At 34.4% G+C, this 2267-nt stretch carries 2 protein-coding genes; one reads left to right on the top strand and one right to left on the bottom strand.

Annotation, left to right across the window (positions count from 1 at the left end; translation table 11 throughout):
- The coding region (locus I6E24_RS16015; RefSeq protein ID WP_235329685.1) for an Arm DNA-binding domain-containing protein at positions 1-437 on the bottom strand (437 nt) is incomplete at its 3' end.
- Between the two features lie 325 nt (positions 438-762).
- Between I6E24_RS16015 and I6E24_RS16010 the strand changes: the two genes are divergently transcribed.
- Positions 763-2267 (top strand): SusC/RagA family TonB-linked outer membrane protein (locus I6E24_RS16010; RefSeq protein ID WP_235329683.1); only part of this gene is annotated, 1505 nt, incomplete at its 3' end.

The raw sequence follows: 2267 nt of genomic DNA, 5'->3' as shown, positions 1-2267 counted from the left end.
GACGTACCAGAGTCAAATATGTTTATGAGTTTTACAGTTGTCATAAGATTCTTTTTTGTACTATCTCTTTTTCTGCTGGTATTAATATATCCTTTACAAAAATCTATAAATGCTCCATCATTTATATTAGTATTCTCAATATCGGCATTGATTAATTGCTCAAGTGTAAGTGGAGTATTATTTTTCCACATTTGAAGTTCTTTCCACTCTAATTTTAGTAAATGTTCTTCCAGAAACCTATTTAATAACTCATGATTAGGGTGTGAAGGCATTACTTCCTGTTTCCTGAAATTCCAAAACTTAGGTTTAAGAAATACATTTGTAGGCAAGTAAACTTTGTTGGAAAGTAGCTTTGCTTCTATTTCCACCATAGCCGTAGAGTTTGCATTTAGGTTATTTTCACGATTAAGAACTAGTTTAAAACAAATTTTCTGCATAATACTTTTTGATTTATAAATAATGAATATAGTGTCATATAATCTTTCAAGGAATAAAATAAGCGATATTATTAAGTATCGAATTGTAATAAAACATCAGATTACTATCAAAATGCTTTTTTTATGATGTAAAACATGTAATCGTTTGCTTTTTTAGAAGAAATTTGTCAATTTAAGTGTTAAAAAGCAGGGAATGACGACTTTTTGCTTGAAAAAAGAGAAAAATATTCAGATTTTATTATTACTTTTGCGACCTGTTAGAGAGAACAAATTTTTATTAATGTAAAGTTAAACTTTAAGAGAGATTTTTATGAAAAGAAAATTGATGCTGTTAATGACCTGCCTGTTTATCGGTATAGGTCTGGTAAACGCTCAGGTCTCTAAAGTGACAGGTACTGTCACTTCTCACGAGGACGGTTTACCAGTAGTGGGTGCATCTGTATTGGTTAAAGGTACTACTGTTGGTACTGTAACTGATATTGATGGTAATTTCACTATTACTAACGTTCCAAGTTCGGCCGGAACTCTAGTTATTTCGTTCATCGGAATGAAATCTCAGGAGGTGGATATTAAACCGGTGGTTAATGTCGTATTACATTCCGATACAGAATTACTTGATGAGGTTGTTGTCGTTGGTTATGGTTCTGGTAAGAAGCTAGGTTCTGTTGTAGGTTCTATTGCAGCAGTAGGAAATGAAAAAATAAAAAATGTACCGACTGCCAACTTCTCTGATGCTTTGTCTGGTCAGGTTTCTGGACTTTCAGTTTTGTCAAGTTCAGGTGACCCTACGGCAGTTGCTTCTATACGTTTGCGTGGAGTTAACTCTATCAATGCAGGAACCACTCCTTTGTTTGTATTGGATGGTGCACCAATTAGCTCAACTGTTTTTAACTCGCTTAATCCTAATGATATTGAGAACATTACAGTTTTGAAGGATGCTGCTTCTACTTCAATTTATGGTTCTCGTGCTGCTAACGGTGTTATTGTAATTACCAGTAAAAAAGGAAAGTTAAATCAAGATGCTAATGTTACATTGAGAGCTCAGTTTGGTTTCTCTTCTATCGTTGCAGATGGTGCTGAAATGATGAACTCAGAGCAGTATATTAAGTTCCGTGAAATGATGAATCAGCCGGTTTCACAGGAAATTAAGGATCTGGTTCAGAATTATGGTATAAGTACTAACTGGCGTGATGAGATCTTTGATGGTAGTGCTCCTACTTATAATCTTGATGCTTCAATTAATGGTGGTGGAGAAAAAATCTCTTATTTCTTGTCTTTGAACCACATGAATCAGGAAGGTATCATTGATCAGTCAGGTGTACGTCGTGAATCTTTACGATTTAATATGGATTCAAGAGTGAAAGATTGGTTGAAAGTTGGCTTGCAGTCGAACCTTGCTTTTACACAGTATGAGCAGAATAATGAAATTAATGCTGACGGTTTGTATGCAACTAACCCTGCGATGTTTGCGAGAATGGCAATGCCATTTGATTCTCCATATTATTATCATTTTGATGAAAATAAGAATATTGTATATGGTGATAAAGCAGAATATCTGCACTATTCACAGATGCCAACTCCTGGTTATATAAATAGCAATAGAGATGTTCAGCGTAGACGTGTAAGTGCTAATATTAATATGTATGAAGAACTTACTCCTGTAAGAGGATTGACTTTGAGAGCTCAACAGTCTGTTGATGCATATGATTATACATTGTCTAATCAAGGTTTCCCTACTGAAACTCTTGAAACACCTATGGGTGATACATATCAAGGAGCTACAGGATATAGACAGGAAAGCTATTCAAGATATTATTCTTTTACTTATAC

It is taken from the genome of Bacteroides caecigallinarum (assembly GCF_021530995.1).
Lineage (GTDB): Bacteria > Bacteroidota > Bacteroidia > Bacteroidales > Bacteroidaceae > Phocaeicola > Phocaeicola faecigallinarum.
This window is presented reverse-complemented; position numbering and strand designations above follow the sequence as displayed.